The following is an 18,108-nucleotide window of genomic DNA, read 5'->3' as shown; positions in this document are numbered from 1 at the left end:
CTGTTCTGCCGTCAGAGCGCGTCCGGGCCGCGCTCGCCGGTGCGGACCCGTACGGCCGTCTCGACCGGGAGGGACCAGACCTTGCCGTCGCCGATCTTGCCGGTGCGGGCCGCCTTGACGATGACGTCGATCAGCTGCTCGGCGTCGTCGTCCTCGGCCAGCACCTCGATGCGGATCTTGGGAACCAGGTCGACCGTGTACTCGGCGCCGCGGTAGACCTCGGTGTGGCCCCGCTGACGACCGTAGCCGCTGGCCTCGGTGACCGTCAGGCCGTGCACGCCGAAGGCCTGGAGGGCTTCCTTGATCTCGTCGAGCCGGTGGGGCTTGACGACGGCGGTGATGAGCTTCATGCGTCCACCTTCTTGGCGGTGTCGGGCACGGGGGCCGGGGCGGCGCTCGTGCGGGCGCCGCCGCCGGCGCCGCTGAAGTCGTATGCGGTCTCCGCGTGCTCGGCCTGGTCGATGCCGGCGACCTCGTCGTCCTCGGAGACGCGCATGCCGATCGTCTTGTCGAGGATGAGGGCGAGGATCGCGGAGGCGATCAGCGAGTAGGCGAGGACGCCGCCGACACCCGCGAGCTGCTTCCACAGCTGGTCGAAGTTGTGGTCGCCGTAGAAGACGCCGGTCGCGGTGGACTGGCCCTTTCCGGTGGCGAAGAAGCCGATCAGCAGGGAGCCGAGGACACCGCCGACGAGGTGGACGCCGACGACGTCGAGGGAGTCGTCGTAGCCGAACTTGTACTTCAGGCCGACGGCCAAGGCGCACAGGACACCGGCGATCGCGCCGACGGCGATCGCGCCGAGCGGGGAGACCGCGCCGCCCGCGGGGGTGATGGCGACCAGGCCGGCGACCGCGCCGGAGGCGGCGCCCAGGGTGGTGAACGCGCCGTGGCGGATCTTCTCGTAGATCAGCCAGGCCAGCATGGCGGCGGCGGTGGCGATCTGGGTGTTGACGAACATCAGCGCGCCGACGCCGTCGTCGTTGCCGAGCCAGGAGCCGGCGTTGAAGCCGAACCAGCCGAACCACAGCAGACCGGCGCCGAGCATGACCAGCGGGAGGCTGTGCGGGCGCATCGGGTCCTTCTTGAAGCCGACGCGCTTGCCGATGACCAGGATCACGCCGAGGGCCGCGGCGCCGGCGTTGATGTGGACGGCCGTGCCGCCGGCGAAGTCGATGACGCCGAGCTCGAAGGCCCAGCCGCCGGCGCCCCAGACCCAGTGGGCGACCGGGAAGTAGACGACCGTGGCCCACAGGGCGACGAACAGCGCCCAGGCGCTGAACTTCACGCGGTCGGCGAGGGCGCCGCTGATCAGGGCGGGCGTGATGATGGCGAACATCAGCTGGAAGACCAGGAACACGAAGACGGGGATGGTGTATCCGTCCCAGAGCTCGGTCAGGCCGATGTTGCTGAGGCCGACCCAGTCCGAGTTCCAGCCGATGAGGCTGCCGGAGTCGGTGCCGAAGGCGAGGGAGAAGCCGTACAGCACCCACAGGATGGTGACGATCCCGAGGCTGATGAAGCTCATCATCAGCATGTTCAGGGTGCTCTTGACGCGGACCATGCCTCCGTAGAAGAAGGCCAGGCCGGGTGTCATGAGCATCACCAGTGCGGAACAGATGAGCATGAAGCCTGTGTTCGCGGACGACAGCGTGGGTGCGTCCGCCGCAAGCGTGATGGCTGATGCCATCGGCGTCTCCTCGTCGTAGGTACGGCCCCGTGCGGGCGAAGCCTGTGCGGATTGAGGGGTGGGCCGGTTATGCGCCATGAGATTGGCGCAGCGCGGTTTCGGTGGAGGCCCCTCGTTGTTTCGCCGCCGTGACGAAGGTGCTGTGCGTGTTACGCGTCGATGAACTGCCGGATATCGCCCGAGCCGATCGTTATCGTGGCGCAACCTTCGCTGAAGGGCGACTCGGGAGGGCTGACGGGCGACTCGGGAGAAGGGACCGGCCGCGGGCGGCCTTCCGATGACCTGGCATGGGGGAGCCGAGTCGGGCTGTTCGGGAGGGCCGGCCGCGGCCGGGGTCATGGAGTTGTCCCGGGAGTCGCTCCGGGGTGGTGCCGGGTGGGGCGTGGCGCCGGGTCGTCAGACGGCTTCGGCGGTCTCCGGCAGTTCGACGGCGAGCCGGTCGGTGAGGTCGACGACCTCGGTGAGGTCCCCGAAGTCGCGGACCGCGGAGTCGACGGTCTTTCGGATACGAGTGTTCACCCGTTCGGAGCGGACCTTCTTGGCTTCCTTCATGGCCTGCGCGGCGAGCACCGCGCTCTGTTCGGGCTCGCTCCGCAGCAGATGGACGGTGGCCATCCCGATCAGGTTGAGCACGTACGAGCGCGCGTGGTCGGTGTCCTTCGCGAACAGGTCGACGGCCCTCTGCATCAGGGGCTCGGCCAGTGAGGCGTAGGCGGGGCTGCGGCCGGCGACATAGGCGAGGTCGCGGTAGGAGTGGGAGTTCTCGCCGTACAGCTCGGCCTCGGAGAAGAAGCGGATCCAGTCGGGGTCGGGCTCGTCCCACTCCTGTGCGTCGGCGAAGGTGTCCTCGGCCATCCGGACCGCCCGCTTGCAGCGTCCGGGCTGCCCCATGTTGGCGTAGGCGCGGGCCTCCATCGCATACAGCATCGACTGGGTGCGCGGGCCCGCCGACTCCCGGCTGCCGTACTGGGCGAGGTGGATCAGCTCCAGGGCGTCATCGGGCCGTCCCAGGTGGATCATCTGGCGGCTCATGCTGGACAGGATGTACGAGCCGAGCGGCCGGTCGCCGGCCTCCTTGGCGGCGTGCAGGGCGAGGACGAAGTACTTCTGCGCGGTGGGCTGGAGCCCCACGTCGTAGCTCATCCAGCCGGCCAGCTCGGCGAGTTCGGCGGCGACCTTGAAGAGCCGGCGGGCGGTGGCCTCGGGCTGGGGCTCCTGGAGGAGGTCCGTCACCTCGTGGAGCTGTCCGACGACCGCCTTGCGGCGCAGTCCGCCGCCGCACTGGGCGTCCCACTGCCGGAACATCACGGTGGTGGACTCCAGCAGGTCCAGCTCGGGTTTGGACAGCCGCCCGCGCGCGCGGCTGGTCGGCAGGGGCTCGTCCACCGGCGGGGAGGGCGGCGAGGGGACGAGCCAGCGCTGCATGGGCTCGATGAGGGACGGGCCCGCGGACAGGGCCAGCGAGGTTCCGAGGAAGCCGCGCCGCGCCAGCATCAGGTCGCTGCGCGAGAACTCGCTGAGGAGAGCCACCGTCTGCGGGCCCGTCCAGGGAAGGTCGACACCTGTGGCGGCGGGCGCCTGCCGCGCGGTGCGCAGACCGAGGTCCTCGACGGAGACGACACAGCCGAACCGCTCGGAGAACAGCTCGGAGAGGATCTTGGGGATGGGCTCGCGGGGGTTCTCGCCGTCCAGCCAGCGGCGCACCCGGGAGGTGTCCGTGGAGATGTGGCCGGCGCCCAATTGGCGGGCCCGGCGGTTGACCTGGCGGGCCAGTTCGCCCTTCGACCAGCCGCTGCGCACGAACCAGGACGCGAGCAGCTCGTTGGGGCGCTTGTCGGCGGGCGCAGCGCTCCCAGCACTCGCCCCACTACCGCTGTTGCCGCTCACTGGAACGCCCCCATCCCTGAGACCACTTGTCGCTTCGGTGCGCCAAGCCTTATCAGAATGCCGGTAAATAGGGCCCGCCGTCCGCCGGTTCTCACCCTTCGAACAGCTGGCCGACTTGCTTCCGGCATATCCACAGGGGCATGTGCCCCCGGGCCTCGCACACACAAAGTAATCCTACGATCACGCGTCCAGCCACGGCGATCCCGGAAACGCCACCATTCGCCACCCCTTCGAATGAACTCACGATGGCGCGTCCGCGATTCACTTGACATAGGACGGCCGGGAGTGGGCGTAGCGGAGCACTCAGGGGCGTGCACAGCTGAACACACCACCCGGAGTGCTTCCGGACGCCGCCTGAAAACGGCGACTCCCGGGAAGCCGTGAGTACGCAGAGTCACTGAGTACATCCGTTACGTAACCATCGGTGCGCCGGACCCGTTGGAGGGGGCATGGGCTTCACGATCGGCGGCATTCGCGAGATCCGCTCCAGCGCGCGCAGGCGCGGTCGCTCGTCCGAGTGCACCGCCGTCGCCGAGTTCACCGGGCTGTGGGGCTGGGACGTGGTTCCGGGCGCGCGGGCCGCGGCGGGCGCGTGCTCGTGCGGTCGCCGCGACTGCGCCGCACCGGGCGCGCATCCCCTGGAGTTCGCGCCGCGGGTCCCCGCCGGCGCCACGCTCGACGACGCGGTGCGCGCCTGGGCGGAGTTCCCCGGGGCCTCGGTGATGCTGCCCGTCGGACAGGCCTTCGACGTGGTCGAGGTGGCCGAGCCGGCCGGGCGGCACGCCCTGGTCCGCCTCGAACGCATGGGGCTCCCCCTCGGACCGGTGACCGCCACCCCCGAGGGCCGCGCCCAGTTCCTGGTCGCCCCCGGGGCCGCCGCCGAGCTCGCCGGCCTGCTCTACCGGATGGGCTGGGACGACCCGGCCGCCCTGGACCTGCGCGGCCTCGGCCCCGGCACGCACATCACCGCGCCGCCCTCGGACCGGGCGGGCCTCGGCCCGGTGCGCTGGCTGCGCCCGCCCGCCCTGGACTCGGCGACCCGGCCGCCGGAGGCGAGGCTGCTGCTGGGGACCCTGGCGTACGTGGCACACCGTTCACGCGCGTAGGCCGCGCAGCTCACCGGTTCACGCCGGTCGCGCGGTTCGCGCCGGTTCGCGCCGGTCACGCGGTTCGCGCGGGCCGCGCGGGCCGCGCGGACACGCAGGTGACGCGGGCCTCGCAGGCACACAGGTCACGCGCGTCGCCCAGGCACCCACCTCACCCGCCGGCCGTCGGCCGCGTCGGCCGCACAGCGAAGGGCCCCACCGCATCTGCACCATGCGGCGGGGCCCTTCTCGATGTGCGGGTCGTTTCTCGACGGACAGGAGGGCCAACTAGTCCCCGATGAGCGCGTCGACGAAGGCCTCCGGCTCGAACGGCGCCAGGTCGTCCGCGCCCTCGCCCAGACCGATCAGCTTGACCGGCACGCCCAGCTCGCGCTGGACCGCGACGACGATGCCGCCCTTGGCCGTGCCGTCCAGCTTGGTCAGCACGATGCCGGTGATGTCGACGACCTCGGCGAAGACCCGTGCCTGGACGAGTCCGTTCTGCCCGGTGGTGGCGTCGAGGACGAGCAGCACCTCGTCGAGCGGGGCGTGCTTCTCGACGACGCGCTTGACCTTGCCGAGCTCGTCCATGAGCCCGGTCTTGGTGTGCAGTCGGCCGGCGGTGTCGATGAGGACGACGTCGACGCCCATCTCCTTGCCTTCCTTGACCGCGTCGAAGGCCACGGAGGCGGGGTCGCCGGCCTCGGGACCGCGCACGGTGTGGGCTCCGACGCGCTCGCCCCAGGTCTGGAGCTGGTCGGCGGCGGCGGCGCGGAAGGTGTCGGCGGCGCCCAGGACAACGGTGCGGCCGTCCGCGACGAGCACGCGCGCGAGCTTGCCGGTGGTGGTGGTCTTGCCGGTGCCGTTGACGCCGACGACCATCACGATGCCGGGCTTGCGGTCCTCGGGCTCGGTCTTGACGACACGGTCGAAGTCGGTGCCGACCAGCTTGAGCAGCTCCTCGCGCAGCAGGCCGCGCAGCTCCACGGGGGTGCGGGTGCCGAGCACCTTCACCCGCTCGCGCAGCCGTTCGACGAGCTCCTGGGTGGGCTGCACGCCGACGTCGGCGGTGAGCAGGGTGTCCTCGATCTCCTCCCAGGTGTCCTCGTCGAGGTGCTCGCGCGAGAGCAGCGTGAGCAGGCCCTTGCCGAGGGCGGTCTGGGAGCGGGAGAGGCGGGCGCGGAGGCGGACGAGCCGCCCCGCGGTGGGCTCCGGGATCTCGATCGGGGGAGCCTCGACGACGGGAGGCTCCTCGACGGCGGTGGGAGCGCCGCCGCCCGGGAGGTCCACCTCCTCTATGGTGCGGCGCGGTTCGTCGCGCGGCGTCTCGGCCTCGTCGCCGACGTGCGGCTCGGCCGGAGGCGCCGTGATGTCGGGCGCGGCGGGGGGCGGCGGAGGCAGCGGCTTCTTCCGCCGGCTGCCGACGATGAGCCCGCCGAGCGCGCCGAGGACGACCACGGCGATGACTACAGCAAGGATGACGATGTCCATAACGCGTCCAGTATGCGCGACCCCTCCCCGCCGGGTCGGCTGCCCACGCGTCCGAACGGGGCACTGCCCGGCTCTGGCTACCTGACGGTCCGTCAGCTAACGTCCTCACCTCCACGCCCGAAGGGGGGCCTTCCATGCCCGTGACCGTCGTCCGTTTCAACCTCGTCGCCCCCGGCGCCTCCCCGGCCGAGCTCGGCGCGCGCTACCGGGCGGCCCTGGAGATGGCCGCGTACGCCGACGAGCACGGGGTCACCACCGTCCAGACGGAGGAGCACCACGGCGTCGAGAACAACTGGCTGCCTTCGCCGTTCGCCTTCGCGGGCGCGGTCCTCGGGGCGACGCGGCGGCTGGCGGTCACGGTCTCGGCGGTGATCGGCCCGCTGCACGATCCGCTGCGGCTGGCCGAGGACATCGCCGTGCTGGATCTGCTGAGCGGCGGCCGGCTGGTCACCGTGGCCGGGATCGGGTACCGGCCCGAGGAGTACGCGCGTGCGGGGGTGGACTGGAAGCGGCGGGGGCGGCTCCAGGACGAGTTGCTGGAGACGCTGGTGCGGGCCTGGACCGGCGAGGAGTTCGTGTACCGGGGCCGTACGGTGCGGGTGACCCCGCGGCCGGGCACCGAGCCGCATCCGCTGCTCCTGGTCGGGGGCTCGTCCCGGGCCGCCGCCCGCCGGGCCGCGCGGCTCGGGCTGCCGTTCTTCCCCAGCGCGCATCTGCCGGAGCTGGAGGCGTACTACAAGGAGCGGCTGGTGGAGTACGGCACCGAGGGCTGGGTGATGATGCCGGCGGCGGAGACCCCGTTGCTGCACCTCGCCGAGGACCCGGACCGGGCGTGGGCCGAGTACGGCGAGCACTTCCTGCACGAGGCCCGCACCTACGCCTCCTGGCAGTCGCCGGAGATCCGCTCGGCGGTGCGTTCGGCGGCCACGTCGGTGGAGGAGCTGCGCGCGGAGGGCGTGTACCGCGTCCTCACTCCGGAGGAGTGCGCGGCTCAGGGGCTGGACAACCTGGTCCTGCATCCGCTGGCGGGCGGGATGCCCCTGGAGGAGGGCTGGCGGAGCCTGCGCCTGTTCTGCGAGGACGCACTGCCCCGGCTCGCGTGACCTGTTCGGTCCGAGCCGGGGCGGTGCGTCTCACGGGTGTCGAGGAGAGGGGCGGCGGGGACTTGGCCCTTCTCCTCGAGTGCGGGGGCCTCGATGCGAGGCTCAGCCCATCTCCTCCAGGGACTTGCCCTTCGTCTCCTTGACGTACTTGAGGACGAACGGGATGGAGAGGGCGGCGAAGGCCGCGTAGATCACGTAGGTGAGGGAGAGGTTCCAGTCGGCCAGCGACGGGAAGCTCGCGGTGATGGCCCAGTTGGCGATCCACTGCGCGGAGGCGGCGACGCCGAGCGCGGCGGCGCGGATCCGGTTGGGGAACATCTCGCCGAGGAAGACCCAGACGACCACGCCCCAGGACAGGGCGAAGAAGAGGACGAACACGTGGGCGGCGATGAGGGCGATCCAGCCCTGGGTGGCCGGGAGCCTGCCGTCGACCAGGTCGTAGGAGAAGGCCCAGGCCTCCAGCGCGAGGCCGATGACCATGCCGACGGAGCCGATGACGGCGAGCGGCTTACGGCCGACGCGGTCCACGAAGATCATGGCGATCACGGTGCCGACGATGTTGATGATCGACGTGGTGAACGAGTAGAAGAACGAGTCCGCCGGGTCGACGCCGACCGACTGCCACAGCGTCGAGGAGTAGTAGAACGCGACGTTGATGCCGACGAACTGCTGGAAGACCGACAGGCCGATGCCGATCCAGACGATCGGCTTGAAGAAGAAGGAGCCGCCGAGCAGGTCCCGGAAGCTGGACTTGTGCTCGCTCTTCATGGCGTGCTCGATCTCGGCGATCCGGGCGTCGAAGTCTACGTCCTTGCCCTCGACCTCCTGGAGGATCTCCCGGGCGCGCTCCCGCTTGCCGACGGAGATCAGGAAGCGCGGGGACTCGGGGATGGCGAAGGAGAGCAGGCCGTACAGGACGGCCGGGACGACCATGACGCCGAGCATGACCTGCCAGGCCTCCAGGCCCATCAGCTCACCGCGCTGGTCGCCGCCGGCAGCGTTCAGCAGACCCCAGTTGACCAGCTGCGACACGGCGATGCCGACGACGATCGCGGCCTGCTGGAAGGAGCCGAGCCGGCCGCGGTAGGCGGGCGGGGCGACCTCGGCGATGTAGGCCGGGCCGATGACGGAGGCCATGCCGATGGCGAAGCCGCCGACGACGCGCCAGAAGGCGAGGTCCCACAGCGAGAAGGGCAGGGCCGAGCCGACGGCGCTCACCGTGAACAGGGCGGCGGCGATCTGCATGCAGCGGATGCGGCCGATGCGGTCGGCTATGCGGCCGGCGGTCGCTGCGCCGACGGCGCAGCCGATCAGGGCGACGGCGATGACCTGGGCCAGAGCCGCGGAGCCGATGTCGTAGCGGTCGCGGACGGCTTCGACGGCGCCGTTGATCACGGAGCTGTCGTAGCCGAAGAGGAAGCCGCCCATGGCGGCCGCCGCGGCGATGAAGATGACGTGCCCGAGATGATCGGGATGAGCCGTTGCGGCTCCTGACTTGGGTGCCTGCGCTGTGCTGGTCACGTTCAACTCCTCGGGCCACCAGCAACGCTGCCGGTGTGGGTCAGCCCTTCGAGGTAGGCGGTACCTGAAGGTAAAAGCAACGTTGCCGAGACTATGCCTTCAAGTATCGAAGTCAACACCTGCACGTGTGTGAGAAAAGAGGCACGAGTGAAGGAGGTATGTTCAATACTTGAAGGGGAAGGGGGTGGCCGCCTTCGATCTTTCGATCAGCGGAGCCGCTGCGAGATCACCTTGGACACGCCGTCACCCTGCATGGAGACGCCGTAGAGCGCGTCGGCGACCTCCATCGTGCGCTTCTGATGCGTGATCACGATCAGCTGCGAGGACTCCTGGAGCTCCTCCATGATCCGGATCAGCCGCTGGAGGTTGGTGTCGTCGAGCGCGGCCTCGACCTCGTCCATGACATAGAACGGACTGGGCCGTGCCTTGAAGATCGACACCAGCATCGCGACGGCCGTCAGCGACCGCTCCCCGCCGGACAGCAGCGACAGCCGCTTGACCTTCTTGCCCGGCGGCCGGGCCTCGACGTCCACGCCCGTGGTGAGCATGTTGTCGGGGTCGGTCAGGATCAGCCGCCCCTCGCCACCGGGGAACAGCCGGCTGAACACGCCCTCGAACTCACGGGCGGTGTCGCGGAACGCCTCGGTGAAGACCTGCTCGACCCGCTCGTCGACCTCCTTCACCACCTGAAGCAGGTCGGCCCGGGTCTTCTTCAGGTCCTCCAGCTGCTCACTGAGGAACTGGTGGCGCTCCTCCAGCGCGGCGAACTCCTCCAGGGCCAGCGGGTTCACCTTGCCGAGCTGCTGGTACGCCCGTTCCGCGGCCTTCAGCCGCTTCTCCTGCTCGGCCCGTGCGAAGGGGCGGGGCCGGTTGCGCGGGTGCTCGGGGTCCTCGGGCAGCTGCTCGCCCTCGGCGGGGGGCGAGGGCGGGACGAGCTGATGCGGTCCGTACTCGGACACGAGCCCTGCCGGTTCGACACCGAGCTCCTCCAGCGCCTTGGTCTCCAGCTGCTCGATCCGCAGCCGCTTCTCCGCTCCTAGTACCTCGCCTCGGTGGACTGAATCCGTCAACTTGTCGAGTTCCGCCTTGAGATCGCGTCCGGCGGTACGGGCGGCGGCCAGTTCCCGCTCGCGCAGCGCCTTGGCGGCCTCGGCCGCGACGCGCTCCTCGTCGGCCCGCCGCAGCGACACCTCGACGTGCGCCAGCAGTTGCCGGGCACCGGAGGCGACGGCCTCCGCGACGGCGGCCTCGTGCCGCAGCCGCGCCCGCCGCTGCTCGGCACGCGCGCGTGCCTCACGCTCCGCGCGGGCCGCCCGGTCCAGCGAGTCGGCCCGCCCGGCCAGCCCCTTGACCCGCTCCTCGTGCGTACGGACCTGGAGGCGCGCCTCCATCTCGGTCTGCCGCGCGTTGGCCCCGTCGGCGGCGAGCCGGTCCCGGGCGTAGGTGTCCGGCTCCTCCTCCACGGGCATCTCCTCGGCCACGGCCAGCCGCTCGGCCAGTTCCTCGGCCTCCTCCACGGCCCGGTCGAGCGCCTCCTGCGCGCGGGCCGCCGCCGCGGTGGACCGCTCGGCCTCCCCCGCGGCGCCCCGCGCCTGTCCCGCGAGCCGGCCCAACTGCTGGGCCACGCCCGACTTCTCCCGTTCGGCGGCCCGCCGCCGCTCCCCCGCCTCCTCGACGAGTGCCGCGCACCGCCCGCGCCGCTCCGCGGCCGTGTGCTGCGCCTCGGTCAGCTCCTCGCACCGCACCGCCAGCTCCTCCAGCTCGGCGGCGGCCTCGTCCACGGAGGCCTGCACCTCCAGCAGACTGGGCGCCCCGGCCGACCCGCCGTGCGCGAAGTACGCCCCGAGCAGGTCGCCTTCGGCGGTGACGGCGGTCAGGCCGGGCCGCGACGCGACCAGATCCTCGGCGTCCTCGAGCGTCCCGACGACCACGATCCCCTTCAGCAGCCGCCGCACGGCGGGCATCAGCTCGAGCGGCGCCCGGACGAGATCGGCGGCGAAGGAAAGCCCGCTGCCGGAGCCGGCGGATCCGGAGGTGACGACGCCGGCCGATTCCGACGCGTCCCCGGCCTCTCCCGGCAGGTCCTCCGGTGCGCCCGTCAGCAGCAGGGACGCTCGGCCGGCGTCCTGTTTGCGCAGGAGGCGGATGGCGTCGGCCGCCGCGGACGGGGTGGTGACGGCGAGGGCGTCGGCGGCGGCGCCGAAGGCCGCGGCGAGGGCGACCTCGTGGCCGGGGGTGACGGTGAGGAGTTCCGCTGCGGGGCCGAGCAGACCGGTGAGGCGGTCCCGCGCGTCGAGCAGCGCGCCCGTGCCGTCCTTGCGGCGCAGGCCCATCGCGAGGGCCTCGTGGCGGGCCTGGGTCGCGGCCCGTCTGCGTTCGGCGGCGGTGGACGCCTCGCGGGCGGCGGTCAGGGCGGCCTCCGCCTCGGCGAGCTGTCTTCTCGCCGCCTCGTGCCGCTCGGCGAGTTCGGCGTCCTCGGCGTCGAGGCCGTCGACCTCGGCCTTCAGCGCCTCGTACTCCTCCTGGGCGGCGACGGCCCGGTCGCGGGCCTCGTCCCGGGCGGAGGCCAGGCGGTCGATCTCGGCCTGGGCGGAGGCGGCGCGCGAGCGGGCCGCGTTGACCTGGCCGTGCAGCCGGGCGAGGCCCTCACGCCGGTCGGCGATCGCGCGGGCGGCGTCCTTCAGCCGCCGTTCCTCGACGGCGAGCTCGCGCTCCAGGTCGGCACGGTGGGCGACGGTGTCGTCGAGTGCCCGCTGGGCCGCTTCCAGGGCGGCCTCCAGTTCGGCTTCCTGTTCGCGGACGCGGGCGGCCTCGCGCTCCATGTCCTCGGGGTCGCGGCCGCGCCGCTCCTCGGGGGGAGCTGAGGTGGCGCTCTTCACGCGCGCGTCGGCCAGCGAGATCGTGCCGCGGACGCGTTCGGCGAGCTGGGACAGCTCGTACCAGGTCTGCTGGGCGCGCTGGAGGCGGGGGGTGAGCCGGCGGACCTCGTCCTCGAGGAGCGCCTCCCGCTGGAGGGCCTTCCTCAGCTCCTGCTCTGCCGCTTCCTTGCGTTCCTTCAGCGCGGCCTCGTCGGCGACCTCGGCGCTCAGGGCCTCCCGCAGCCGGACGAGGTCGTCGGCGAGGAGGCGGAGGCGGGCGTCGCGCAGGTCGGCCTGGATGACGGCGGCCCTGCGCGCGACCGCGGCCTGCCGGCCGAGCGGCTTGAGCTGGCGGCGCAGTTCGTCCGTCAGGTCCTGCACGCGCGCGAGGTTGGCCTGCATGGCGTCCAGTTTCCTGAGCGCCTTCTCCTTGCGCTTGCGGTGCTTGAGGACGCCCGCCGCCTCCTCGATGAAGGCGCGGCGGCCCATGGGGTCGGCGTGCAGGACGGAGTCGAGCTGGCCCTGGCCGACGATGACGTGCATCTCGCGGCCGATGCCGGAGTCGGACAGCAGGTCCTGGATGTCGAGGAGCCGGCAGGTGTCGCCGTTGATCTGGTATTCGCTGCCGCCGTTGCGGAACATGATCCGCGTGATGGTGACCTCGGCGTACTCGATGGGCAGGGCCCCGTCGGAGTTGTCGATGGTCAGGGACACCTCGGCGCGGCCCAGCGGGGGGCGGCCGGTGGTGCCGGCGAAGATGACGTCCTCCATCTTGCCGCCGCGCAGCGACTTGGCGCCCTGCTCGCCCATGACCCAGCTGAGCGCGTCCACGACGTTGGACTTGCCCGAGCCGTTCGGTCCGACGACGCACGTGATGCCCGGCTCGAAGCGGAGTGTGGTCGCCGAGGCGAAAGACTTGAACCCTCGGAGGGTCAGGGCCTTGAGGTGCACGGCGCTGGACTCTACCTTCCGGGGGTGTCCCGCTCGATGAACCCGCGGTTTCACCCATGAACGCGCAGGGCACACCATTCGTTAAAGAGACTGAAAGGATGCGCGGGGGAACGAAACGGGCGGGGCGGGGAGCGGGGGAAGAAAGAAGGGACGCCGAGGCGTCCCTTGCAACTTCTGACAACTTTAGCGGTCCGACGCGGTTGGAATGTGCCGCCCAACCACTGCGCCTGCTGTCGTGGAGCGGTGCAGTGATCAGGTGAGCGCAGGCTCCGCCTGGTGTGCGTCGATGCTCTCCATGAACCTGTCGTGAGAAGCGGCAGCCGTGAGTGCGTCGTTCTCGGCCTGGATTCGTCCGAGTTCGTTTTCCAGGTCCTGGACGCGCTGCTGGAGCCGTCGCATCTCGGCGAGGAGTCGCGGGTCGGAGCCGCCGACGTAACCGAGAAGCGCCTTTGCCATGATGGATGGTCCTCCACACTGAGTGACCGACCGAAGCGGTGGTGGGTCGTGAGGGATTCGCACCCGCGGTGTTGACCGGATCTTGTTCTTACTGCCGTTCATCCATGCCAAACAGCTAGGTGCGCGGGGTGCTTTCAGCGTCTCACCAAAAAGTTTGACGGTCAACACGATCACGCCCCGTATTGGCGGGCAACCCTGGGGTGCGCGGCCGGAAACGGCGGCGCAGCGACTCCCGCGGGCCCTCAGGGCGTGGCGATCATCCTTGCGTGCGGAGCCTGCCAGAGCAAGCGATTCTTGGCAACCACCTGCTTCTTTTCACTTCGGGCAGATGCCGGTGGCACCTCCTCGCGCTTTCCGCGGCCGTCCGGGCGCGGAGACGTCAGCGGATCGCGAAGCCGTCGTAGCCGCCGCGAGGTGTGTCCCATATCTCTGTGACTCCGTCCACGCGCCCGGGCGTGTCGTCACTCAGAAGCCACTCCAGCAACCCTTCGCAGCGTTCGCGTGTCCCCTCCGCGACGACTTGAACCCGTCCGTCGGCCAAATTGAGAGCAAAGCCACTCACGCTCCCGATCTCCAGGGCCTTGGCCCGGGTGAACCAGCGGAAACCCACGCCCTGGACGTGTCCGCGCACCCAGGCGACCAGCCGTACATCCTCGCTCATGGGGCCATCTAACCGGGCAATGTCACTCGGGACACTCCCTCCCCATGCGTCATGCGGTACCGTCCCCACCCAACGAATCTCATAGGAAACTCACTCGTTCGAGTGAGTGAGGTTGACCAAGAGGAGTCATGCGCCACCGGGCGCGGGTCGACCGAGGGACACCGTTCGGATGAGGAAGGCCAGGACATGGGACGCCACCGACGCTCCGCCGCCGGCCGCGCCGCCACGGGCCGCGCCACGGGGGTCGCTCACACCGACGGCTCGCACCCGGCCGGCCGCGACGCGCAGGATCGTTACGCCGACGACGACGCCACGCTGGGCATCGCGCCGTACCTGAACCCGGCGGCGTACGCCGACTCCGTCGCCAGGAGCCAGGACTACCTGTTCGCGACGGACGACGACCACGGCCGGTCGGCCGACGACACCGCGGTCCTCACGGCGGACGGCTTCACCCCCGACGGTTCCGGCTCGACCGGACCGGGGCGGGGCGGTTCGGGCCGGCGCCGCAAGCGCAGGGCCGTGACACCGGTCAAGACGGGCCTGCTGGGCGTGTCCGCGGCGGTCGCCCTCGGCACGGTCGCGGTGGCGACGGGCGTCGTGCCCGGCCTCGACAACTACAAGCTGGGCGGGGGCGGCGGCGCCTCGGACAAGGTGACGGCCGCGGACACGCCGACCAACTCGGCCTCGGAGCTCGGCGGCACGTCCGGCTCCGCCGACGCCGACCGCGGCAACTCCTCGACCAGCCGCGATTCCGGCCGCTCGACCTCTCCTTCGGCGTCGGCATCGGCCCCGGCCTCGCCGTCCGCCTCGCCCACCCCGTCGGCCTCGAAGACGTCGCCGAGCACGGCGCCCACCACCGAGAAGCCGAAGGTCACCCCGACGAAGGAGGCCGAGCGGGCCCCGTCGAGGACGGCCACCTCGTCCCCGGGCAGGAAGAGCGCCGCGGTGACCGTGTCCGCGGAGGCGCAGGCGGCGGCCGAGGTGGTGCGGCTCGTCAACGAGGAGCGCTCTAAGGTCGGGTGCAGCCCCGTCTCCTCGAACAGCTCCCTGGCCGCCCTCGCCCAGGCCTACAGCGAGGACATGGCCGCGCGCGGCTTCTTCGACCACACCGACCCGGACGGCGCCAGCCCCTGGGACCGCGCCGCGAAGGCGGGCATAACCGACCTCGGCGGCGAGAACATAGCCCGCGGCCAGGCCGACGCCGCGGCGGTCATGGAGGCCTGGATGAACAGCACCGGCCACCGCGCGAACATACTGAACTGCGACTTCAAGACCCTGGGCGTCGGCGTCCACTTCGGTTCCGGCGGCCCCTGGTGGACGCAGAACTTCGGCTACTAGTCCGGGACACTAACTCAAGGTTAGTGCAATCTGTAGGTTAGCGCTGTGTTCGCGTACGCTTGAGGGATGGACGGCATCCCGGAGCGCACCCCCGAGCAGGAGCTCCCGTACGACGTGTTCGCCAAGGCCTGCCCCTCGCGGGGCACGCTGGAACACATCACGGGCCGCTGGGGCGCGCTCACGCTCGGGGCGCTGCGGGAGGGATCCCTGCGGTTCAACGCGCTGCGCCGCCGGGTGGACGGCGTGAGCGAGAAGATGCTGTCCCAGACCCTGCACGCGCTGGAGCGCGACGGCCTGGTCCACCGCGAGGCGCAGCCCACCAACCCGCCCCGCGTCGACTACGAACTGACCCCCCTGGGCCACGAGGTCGCCGAACGGCTGCTGGGCCTCATCCACCTGGTGGAGGGGCGGATGGACGACGTCCTCGCGGCCCGCGAGCGCTACGACACCACGCGCGGCGGCCTCTGACACCTGGGGCAGAAGTAGCTGGACCGGTTCATCCACGGCCGCCGGCTCATCGGCGTGCCGCAGTGCCGGCACGGCAGCCCCTCCCGCCCGTAGGCGTCGAGCGACCGGTCGAAGTAGCCCGACTCCCCGTTGACGTTGACGTACAGGCTGTCGAAGCTGGTGCCGCCGACGGCCAGAGCGGCGTTCATCACGTCCCGGACATGGCCGAGGAGTTCGGCGGTGCGGGGGCGGGTGAGGGCCGCGGTCGGGCGGTCGTAGTGGATGCGGGAGCGCCACAGGGCCTCGTCCGCGTAGATGTTGCCGACGCCGCTGATCAGCGACTGGTCGAGCAGGGCCCGTTTCACGGTGGTCCGCTTGCGGCGCAGCGCCTGCTGGAAGGCCTCGTCGTCGAACAGCGGGTCGAGGGGGTCGCGGGCGATGTGCGCGATGACGTCGGGCAGCCCGTCGGGGGTCGTCTCGTGCAGCGACAGACCGCCGAAGGTGCGCTGGTCGACGAAGCGGAGTTCGGTGGCCTGGGCGTCGCCGAAGCGGACGCGGACGCGCAGGTGCTTCTCGTCGGGCGAGCCCTGCGGCTGCACCAGCAGCTGACCGCTCATCCCGAGGTGCGCCAGGATCGCCTGGGGCGTGTCCTCCAGCGGCAGCCACAGATACTTGCCGCGCCGGCTCGGCACACCGAGGCGGTGGCCCTTCAGCCGGTGCGCGAAGTCGTCGGCGCCGGCCATGTGACGGCGTACGGCGCGTGGATGCAGCACCTCGGTCTCGGCGACGGTCCGGTGGGCGACCCACCGTTCCAGGCCGCGCCGGACGACCTCGACCTCGGGCAACTCGGGCATGACAACCCCCGTAGAACCGGTGTACGAGCCGAGCGCCCGCCCCCTCGCCGGGGGCGGGCGCTCGTTCTCGGTGATGGGTCAGGCGGAGGCGGATTCGGCGTCCGCGCTGCCGTCGACGGCCTGAACGGCCTGGACGGCGGCCTGGGCCGCTTTGGCTCGCTCGTCCGCGGCGGCCCGGATGGACCGCCAGGCGGACTCGGCGGCCTGCTGCTCCGCCTCCTTCTTGCTGCGGCCGGTGCCGGTGCCGTACGAGACGCCTCCGACGCGGGCGGCAGCAGTGAAGGTCTTCTCGTGGTCGGGGCCGGTCTCCGTGACCAGGTACTCGGGCACGCCGAGTCCTTCGGTCGCGGTGAGCTCCTGGAGGCTGGTCTTCCAGTCCAGGCCGGCTCCGAGGTTCGAGGACTTCTCGATGAGCGGGTCGAACAGGCGGTGCACCAGTTCGGAGGCCGCTTCGAGGCCCCGGTCGAGATAGACCGCGCCGATCACCGCTTCCAGGGTGTCGGCGAGGATGGACGCCTTGTCCCGGCCGCCCGTGCCCTCTTCACCGCGGCCCAGCCGGATGAAGGAGCCCAGGTCGAGACCGCGACCGACCTCCGCCAGCGCACGTGAGTTGACCACCGCGGCCCGCAGCTTGGCCAGTTGGCCTTCGGGCAGGTCGGGGTGGGTGCGGTACAGCGTGTCCGTGACGACGAGGCCGAGCACGGAGTCCCCGAGGAACTCCAGCCGCTCGTTCGTCGGCAGGCCGCCGTTCTCGTACGCGTAGGAACGGTGGGTCAGCGCTCGCACCAGAAGGGCGGACTCGACGTGGTAGCCGAGCCGCCCTTCCAGAAGCGTGTGGGACGAGGCCGTGGTGTCCGCCGGACCACCCCCGCGCTGGCGGGGACTCGTTGTCTTGGCGTCAGACATGAAGCCTCTCACCAGCCGCTCAGACCTCGAGGACCTGGCGCTTGTTGTAGGTGCCGCAAGACGGGCACGCGATGTGCTGCTGCTTGGGCTCGTGGCAGCGCTCGCACGCAACCAGGGTGGGGACCGCAGCCTTCCACTGCGACCGGCGGTGGCGCGTGTTGCTGCGCGACATCTTCCGCTTCGGAACAGCCACGGCTACTTCTCCTGCTTCTCGGCGGCGCGCGCGGAAACGTGCGCTTCGCCGCTCATCTCGTCCTTCTCGCCGTCTTCGAGTGAACCGGCGAGTCCCTGCAATGCCGCCCAACGGATGTCGACGGCGTCATGGTGGTGGTCCGGGTCGTCCGCCAGCCGGGCTCCGCAGTCGGAGCACAGGCCGGGGCAGTCGTCCTGGCACACCGGCTGCATCGGCAGTGCGAGCACCACCGCGTCACGCAGCACGGGTTCGAGGTCGAACAGGCCGTCCTCGAGGAAGAGCCTGTCCTCGTCTTCTGCGGATCCCTCGGCGTCGTCGGCCGGTTCCGCCTTCACGCGGCCCCGGTCGTCGGCGTCAGGGTACGAGAACATCTCCTGGAAGTCCGTGTCGAGCTCCAGCTCGGCCGGCTCCAGACACCTTACGCACTCCCCCTCGGCCCGCGCACGGGCGGTGCCCGTGACGAGCACCCCCTCCATGACGGATTCGAGGCGGAGCTCCAGCTCCACCGGCGCGCCTTCCGGCACTCCGATGACCCCCTGGATCCCGAGGTCCTTGGGGGCGTCGATCTCGCGGGTCAGGCGCTGGAGCGCGCCAGGACGCCGCCCCAGCTCGTGCGTGTCGAACACGAGAGGGTTGCGGTGGTCGAGGCGGGCGTTGGAAGCCATTCCTG

General features: G+C 71.2%; 16 protein-coding genes. 4 read left to right on the top strand and 12 right to left on the bottom strand.

Translation table 11 applies throughout. The annotated features are described in order from the left end of the window. Window positions 1-11 precede the first annotated feature (11 nt). The 3 genes from ACFYX4_RS24795 to ACFYX4_RS24785 form a co-directional block, all read right to left on the bottom strand. On the bottom strand, window positions 12-350 hold the full coding sequence (locus ACFYX4_RS24795) for a P-II family nitrogen regulator (RefSeq protein ID WP_003997576.1): 339 nt from the start codon (window positions 348-350) through the stop codon (window positions 12-14). Beyond that, window positions 347-1,687 carry an ammonium transporter gene (locus ACFYX4_RS24790; RefSeq protein ID WP_389337298.1) on the bottom strand — a complete coding sequence of 447 codons (1,341 nt, stop codon included), beginning with the start codon at window positions 1,685-1,687 and terminating at the stop codon, window positions 347-349. The genes ACFYX4_RS24795 and ACFYX4_RS24790 overlap by 4 nt, the downstream gene beginning before the upstream one ends. 396 nt (window positions 1,688-2,083) lie before the next feature. Next, a complete protein-coding gene (locus ACFYX4_RS24785) occupies window positions 2,084-3,574 on the bottom strand; it encodes a hypothetical protein (RefSeq protein WP_389337295.1) in 1,491 nt (496 codons plus the stop codon). Between the two features lie 449 nt (window positions 3,575-4,023). Between ACFYX4_RS24785 and ACFYX4_RS24780 the strand changes: the two genes are divergently transcribed. Next, entirely contained in the window at window positions 4,024-4,680 is a 657-nt protein-coding gene (locus ACFYX4_RS24780) for a bifunctional DNA primase/polymerase (RefSeq protein WP_389337292.1), read from the top strand. Window positions 4,681-4,947: 267 nt separating this feature from the next. Here the strand turns inward: ACFYX4_RS24780 and ftsY are convergent, their stop codons facing one another. Then, window positions 4,948-6,150: a signal recognition particle-docking protein FtsY gene (gene ftsY / locus ACFYX4_RS24775; RefSeq protein ID WP_389337288.1), complete on the bottom strand. Its 1,203-nt coding sequence runs from the start codon at window positions 6,148-6,150 to the stop codon at window positions 4,948-4,950. A 134-nt stretch (window positions 6,151-6,284) separates the two neighbouring features. Here ftsY and ACFYX4_RS24770 point away from each other — a divergent pair, with 134 nt between their 5' ends. Continuing rightward, a complete protein-coding gene (locus ACFYX4_RS24770) occupies window positions 6,285-7,253 on the top strand; it encodes an LLM class flavin-dependent oxidoreductase (protein WP_389337285.1) in 969 nt (322 codons plus the stop codon). Window positions 7,254-7,355: 102 nt separating this feature from the next. On the opposite strand, the gene ACFYX4_RS24765 is transcribed toward ACFYX4_RS24770, so the two are convergent. The 4 genes from ACFYX4_RS24765 to ACFYX4_RS24750 form a co-directional block, all read right to left on the bottom strand. Beyond that, window positions 7,356-8,774: a sugar porter family MFS transporter gene (locus ACFYX4_RS24765; RefSeq protein WP_389337282.1), complete on the bottom strand. Its 1,419-nt coding sequence runs from the start codon at window positions 8,772-8,774 to the stop codon at window positions 7,356-7,358. 206 nt (window positions 8,775-8,980) lie between these two features. After that, window positions 8,981-12,583: a chromosome segregation protein SMC gene (smc, locus tag ACFYX4_RS24760; protein WP_389337279.1), complete on the bottom strand. Its 3,603-nt coding sequence runs from the start codon at window positions 12,581-12,583 to the stop codon at window positions 8,981-8,983. Window positions 12,584-12,835: 252 nt separating this feature from the next. Beyond that, the gene (locus tag ACFYX4_RS24755; RefSeq protein ID WP_073491170.1) at window positions 12,836-13,039 is read right to left on the bottom strand and encodes a hypothetical protein; all 204 of its coding nucleotides are present in this window, start codon (window positions 13,037-13,039) and stop codon (window positions 12,836-12,838) included. A gap of 379 nt (window positions 13,040-13,418) precedes the next feature. Next, window positions 13,419-13,700, bottom strand: coding sequence for an acylphosphatase (locus ACFYX4_RS24750; RefSeq protein ID WP_389337276.1), 282 nt, complete (start codon window positions 13,698-13,700; stop codon window positions 13,419-13,421). A 186-nt stretch (window positions 13,701-13,886) separates the two neighbouring features. On the opposite strand from ACFYX4_RS24750, the gene ACFYX4_RS24745 reads away from it, so the two are divergent. Beyond that, window positions 13,887-15,038: a CAP domain-containing protein gene (locus ACFYX4_RS24745; protein WP_389337273.1), complete on the top strand. Its 1,152-nt coding sequence runs from the start codon at window positions 13,887-13,889 to the stop codon at window positions 15,036-15,038. Between the two features lie 66 nt (window positions 15,039-15,104). Continuing rightward, the gene (locus ACFYX4_RS24740) at window positions 15,105-15,506 is read left to right on the top strand and encodes a winged helix-turn-helix transcriptional regulator (protein WP_389337270.1); all 402 of its coding nucleotides are present in this window, start codon (window positions 15,105-15,107) and stop codon (window positions 15,504-15,506) included. Here ACFYX4_RS24740 and mutM read toward each other — a convergent pair. The 4 genes from mutM to ACFYX4_RS24720 all read right to left on the bottom strand — a co-directional run bounded on the left by mutM (window position 15,479) and on the right by ACFYX4_RS24720 (window position 18,103). Next, window positions 15,479-16,339, bottom strand: a complete 861-nt coding sequence (gene mutM / locus ACFYX4_RS24735) for a bifunctional DNA-formamidopyrimidine glycosylase/DNA-(apurinic or apyrimidinic site) lyase (RefSeq protein ID WP_389337267.1) — start codon at window positions 16,337-16,339, stop codon at window positions 15,479-15,481. The two genes, ACFYX4_RS24740 and mutM, sit on opposite strands and share 28 nt — an antisense overlap. Window positions 16,340-16,417: 78 nt before the next feature. Further along, window positions 16,418-17,245: a ribonuclease III gene (rnc, locus tag ACFYX4_RS24730; RefSeq protein ID WP_389337264.1), complete on the bottom strand. Its 828-nt coding sequence runs from the start codon at window positions 17,243-17,245 to the stop codon at window positions 16,418-16,420. Window positions 17,246-17,264: 19 nt separating this feature from the next. Further along, window positions 17,265-17,438 carry a 50S ribosomal protein L32 gene (gene rpmF, locus ACFYX4_RS24725; protein ID WP_003951102.1) on the bottom strand — a complete coding sequence of 58 codons (174 nt, stop codon included), beginning with the start codon at window positions 17,436-17,438 and terminating at the stop codon, window positions 17,265-17,267. 2 nt (window positions 17,439-17,440) lie between these two features. After that, window positions 17,441-18,103 (bottom strand): YceD family protein, encoded by a 663-nt coding sequence (locus ACFYX4_RS24720; RefSeq protein WP_389337261.1) that lies wholly within the window; start codon window positions 18,101-18,103, stop codon window positions 17,441-17,443. Between the last annotated feature and the right edge of the window lie 5 nt (window positions 18,104-18,108).

The organism is Streptomyces sp. NPDC002328 (genome assembly GCF_042890065.1).
Classification (GTDB): Bacteria; Actinomycetota; Actinomycetes; order Streptomycetales; family Streptomycetaceae; genus Streptomyces.
This window is presented reverse-complemented; position numbering and strand designations above follow the sequence as displayed.